This is a genomic window from Sphingomonas sp., from assembly GCF_035317925.1.
Classification (GTDB): domain Bacteria; phylum Pseudomonadota; class Alphaproteobacteria; order Sphingomonadales; family Sphingomonadaceae; genus Sphingomonas_I.
On sequence record NZ_DATHFV010000165.1, the window covers coordinates 1 to 4,363 of the forward strand.

General features: G+C 64.6%; 5 protein-coding genes. All 5 read right to left on the reverse strand.

The window, feature by feature from the left end; genetic code table 11:
* A partial coding sequence (gene pheT / locus VK533_RS12210; RefSeq protein WP_324378016.1) for a phenylalanine--tRNA ligase subunit beta occupies positions 1 to 1,424 on the reverse strand: 1,424 nt, incomplete at its 3' end.
* Positions 1,421 to 2,542: a phenylalanine--tRNA ligase subunit alpha gene (gene pheS / locus VK533_RS12215; protein ID WP_414712303.1), complete on the reverse strand. Its 1,122-nt coding sequence runs from the start codon at positions 2,540 to 2,542 to the stop codon at positions 1,421 to 1,423. The genes pheT and pheS, both read right to left, overlap by 4 nt.
* Positions 2,543 to 2,569: 27 nt before the next feature.
* A complete protein-coding gene (locus VK533_RS12220; RefSeq protein WP_324378025.1) occupies positions 2,570 to 2,890 on the reverse strand; it encodes a GIY-YIG nuclease family protein in 321 nt (106 codons plus the stop codon).
* A gap of 71 nt (positions 2,891 to 2,961) precedes the next feature.
* Entirely contained in the window at positions 2,962 to 3,441 is a 480-nt protein-coding gene (locus VK533_RS12225; RefSeq protein ID WP_324378021.1) for a GNAT family protein, read from the reverse strand.
* A gap of 30 nt (positions 3,442 to 3,471) precedes the next feature.
* The coding region (locus VK533_RS12230) for a sulfotransferase (RefSeq protein WP_324378023.1) at positions 3,472 to 4,363 on the reverse strand (892 nt) is incomplete at its 5' end.

Below are 4,363 nucleotides of genomic sequence, written 5' to 3' on the forward strand. Positions count from 1 at the left end.
GGCAGCGCCACGGCCGGGACATTGTCGATCCCCTCTATCCGCACGATTTCCTCGACGATGTCGGCGACGCCTTCGACGTCGCGGCGCCAGGTCGGCACACGGATCGTCCAGGCGCTGTCGATACCGAAGCCGAGGCCGGTAAGGATTTCGCGTTGGCGCTCAGGCGTGACTTCCATCCCACCGAGACGCGCGGCGGCGTCCGGATCATATTTGATCGTCGGATGACCGAGCGGCGGTTCGCCCGCCTCGATCGCTTCGGTCGGCGTGCCGCCGCAAATATCGAGCACGAGCTGGGTCGCGATCGCGAGCCCGTCGCCCAGGAAGGCCGGATCGACGCCGCGCTCGAACCGCTGGCGCGCATCGCTGGTGAGGCCGAGCTTCTGGCCCGTCCGCGCGATCCGCTCCGGCGTGAAGTAAGCGCATTCGATCAGCACGTCGGCGGTCGTTTCCGACGCGCCCGACGCCTCGCCACCCATGATCCCGCCAATATCGTGGACATGCGTGTCGTCGGCGATCACCGTCATCGTCGCGTCGAGCGTATATTCCTTGCCGTTGAGCGCGGTCAGCGTCTCGCCATCCTGCGCCTTGCGCGCGACCAGCCCGCCGGTGAGCTTCGCCACATCATAGACGTGCAGCGGCCGCCCATGATCGAGCATCACATAATTGGTGATGTCGACCAAAGCCGAGATCGGACGCTGGCCGACCGCCTTCAGCCGGCGCTGCATCCATTCGGGCGAGGCGCCGTTCGTCACGCCCTTCACCACCCGGCCGAAGAAGGCCGGGCAGCCTTCCGGATCGAGCGTGGCGATCGAAACCGGCGACGGCCCCTCGCCCCGGATCGCGGGCACATCGAGCGGCTTCAATGTACCGTAGCCACCCGCCGCGAGATCGCGCGCGATGCCGCGCACGCCCATGCAATCCTGGCGGTTGGGTGTGACCGAGATATCGATCACCGGATCGCCCAAGCCGCGATACTCCGCGAACGCCGCGCCGATCGGTGCATCGGCGGGAAGCTCGATGATGCCGTCATGCTCGTCGCCGAGTTCCAGCTCGCGCACCGAACACATCATACCGTTGGATTCGACCCCACGGATCGCCGCGACGCGCAGCACCATGCCGTTGGCCGGCACGGTCGTACCGGGCGAACCGAACACCCCGACCAGGCCGGCGCGCGCATTGGGCGCGCCGCACACGACCTGCAGTCCGTTCCCGTCGCCGGTGTCGACCGTGAGCACCTGCAGCTTGTCGGCCTGTGGATGCGGCGCGGCGGTCAGCACCTTCGCCACCGTGAAGCCCGCCAGCTTCGCCGCCGGATCGTCGACGCCTTCGACCTCGAGCCCGAGCTTGGTCAGCCCGATCACGATCTCGTCGAGCGTGGCGGTGGTTTCGAGATGGTCCTTCAACCAGGAGAAGGTGAACTTCATGCGCCGACTCCCCCGCTGAGCGTGGGAACATCCAAAGCGCGGAATCCGTAATGGCGCATCCAGCGCAGATCGCCGTCGAAGAAGGCGCGCAGATCGTCCATGCCGTATTTGAGCATCGCCAGCCGGTCGACGCCCGTGCCGAAGGCGAACCCCTGATATTCGTCGGGATCGAGCCCGCACGCGGCGATCACCTTGGGGTGGACCATGCCCGAGCCGAGCACCTCCATCCAGCCTTCGGACCCGCCGATCACGCGGCGGCCCTTCTCGATCGAGTAACCGACATCGACCTCGACCGAAGGCTCGGTGAAGGGGAAGTAAGACGGGCGCAGCCGCAACACGATGTCGTCGCGCTCGAAATAGGCCTTGAGGAAGGTCTCCAGCGTCCAGCGCAGGTGACCGAGGTGGATGCCCTTGTCGATCACCAGACCTTCGATCTGGTGGAACATCGGCGTGTGCGTGGCATCGCTGTCCGAGCGATAGACGCGGCCCGGCGCGATGATGCGGATCGGCGGCTTCTGATTGAGCATCGTGCGGATCTGCACCGGCGAGGTGTGCGTGCGCAGCAGCATGCGCCGCGTCTCGTCCAGCTCAAGATACTCGCCCGTCGCCTGCTCCGGCGATGGGTTGAAATAGAAGGTGTCGTGCATCGCGCGCGCCGGATGCGTTTCCGGAATGTTGAGCGCGGTGAAATTGTGCCAGTCGTCCTCGATCTCCGGACCGGTCGCGACCGCGAAGCCCAGATCGGCGAAGATTTCGGCGAGCTCGTCCAGCACCTGACTGACCGGATGGACCGAACCCTGCCGTCCCCCCGCGACCGGCAAGGTCATGTCGAGCGTCTCGGACGCGAGCTTTGCGTTCAACGCGGCACTGTCGAGCACCGCCTTACGCTCCGCGATCGCATCGGTGACGGCGGCGCGCAGGCCCTGGATCGCCGGGCCCTTCTCCTGTCGTTCCTCCGGCGACATGCCGCCGAGCGTCTTCAACAGGCCGGTGATCGTCCCGCTCTTGCCGAGCGCGCTCACGCGCAGCGCTTCCAGCGCATCGGCATCGGCGCTCGCTATGGCGACCAGCAGTTCGGCCTTTTGTTGTTCTAAATCCGTCACTTCTCTACCCGTCATTCCCGCGAAGGCGGGAATCCATAAACTCTATCGCTTCGGAATTGTCGGCGCGAAGCCAAAGCCTTCCGCCAGATCAACCCATCCCGGATTGTCGCTCTCTACCAGATTGAGCTTCCAATCCCTGTTCCATTTCTTGAGCTGTTTCTCACGAAGGATGGCGTTGGCCATATCGTCGAACATCTCGAAACGGACGAGGCGAACGACCCCGTAGCGGGACGTGAAGCCCTCAATCAAGCCTTCCCGGTGCTGATGCAGTCGCGCCAGGAGATCGGACGTGACTCCGATATACAGCGTGCCGCACTTGCCGCTGGCGAGAATGTAGACGCAAGGCTGCCGCTCACGACGCATCACCTCCGATACGTCCGATCTGCATATCCGGGAAATATGGATTCCCGCCTGCGCGGGAATGACGAAGCGGATCAATTCAGTTCGATCGCCCAGGTGATGAGGGCGCCGTCGTCGGGGTCGTCGCGCGTGCCCGTCCGGACGAAGCCGTTCTTTTCGAGCACGCGTTGCGACGCCGGATTGTCCACGCTGGTCCCAACGGTCAAGCCATGATGGCCCTGGCGTGCCAAAAGCGGCAGCAAAACCGCCAGAGCGCTCGTCATCACACCCTGCCCCTGATGCGCCGACGCCACGCCATAGCCGATCTCGTAGCGCCCGTCCGGCTCGCGCCTGGTGAAGCTGATCATGGCGACGACGACATCGGATTCGCTGACGAGCCAGGCGACGGGACGATCATCGTCGTCGGCGAGGCCGGCGGTGATGCCGCGCAGCATGGCGAGAACTTCGGGCGGGGCGATATTGCCTTCGGTGACGGTCAGGTTCGCAGAATGCGCGGAGGCTTCGCCCAGAAGCCAGGCGAAATCCGCGTCGGTCATGTCGTGGATGCGAAGCATAGCTGCTGTTGTGCGACTATTGTCCCGACTTCAACCGGGCTGGCCATTTGGATGGTCTCGATCGAGCGCCTGCTTCAACGGCATGAGCTGGGCCTCGAAGTTGGTCCACTGATCCAGCCCGCTGCGAAAGATCGGCTGCCGCACCTGCTCCGAGCTCGGCGTGCGGACGCTGCGTTTGCTCTTGTGGAAATCCAGGCAATTCGCCTCGAACGGCAGCGCGCAATGATCGAGGATGCGCCGGACGCTGCCTTCGAGATCCGCGACAACGTCTTCATACTCAACGCGCAGCACCCGCCCGGGAAGCGCCGCATCCCAATGATCCATCAGGTCCAGATAGGTGCGGTAATAACGCGCGATATCCTCGATACTGTAGGTGAACTCCTGGCCGTTCGCGAACAGCTGCTTCAGATTACTGAAGCAGCACGACATCGGATCGCGGCGCGCATCGATGATCACCGCATTCGGCAGCATCAGCTGGATCAGGCCGATGTGACGGAAATTGTTCGGCATCTTGTCGATGAAGCGCGGCCGGTCGGAGCGATAGATGCGCGTCTCGGCCAGATAGCGGCGGCCGAGCGCGGCGAAATCGGCGGCGTCCATCTCGGCTAGGATCGCCGGATAGCGCGGATGCTCGGGATCGGCATTGCGCCCCTGCAGCTCCTGCACATAGCGCTGCACTTCTGCCAGCTCCTGCGTCCCCTCGACCTCCGAGTGCGAGGACAGGATCTGCTCGATCAGGGTCGATCCCGATCGCGGCAGCCCGACGATGAAGATCGGGTCGCGCTCCGGCGTCCCCCATCCCGCGCGCTCGGCGAAGAAGGCGGAGGTGCAGACCGCGATCTGGTTGCGCGTATTGGCTTCGATCAGCTCAGGGCGGTAGTTGCTCGCGGCGCGCTGCAGGGCATTGCCGCGCGCATAATAG

What these genes read in the sequence shown, in the direction of transcription:
- pheS (WP_414712303.1), bottom strand. Translation starts at nt 2,542, where the DNA reads ATGACGGGTAGAGAAGTGACGGATTTAGAACAACAAAAGGCCGAACTG.
- VK533_RS12220 (WP_324378025.1), bottom strand. Translation starts at nt 2,890, where the DNA reads ATGCGTCGTGAGCGGCAGCCTTGCGTCTACATTCTCGCCAGCGGCAAG.
- VK533_RS12225 (WP_324378021.1), bottom strand. Translation starts at nt 3,441, where the DNA reads ATGCTTCGCATCCACGACATGACCGACGCGGATTTCGCCTGGCTTCTG.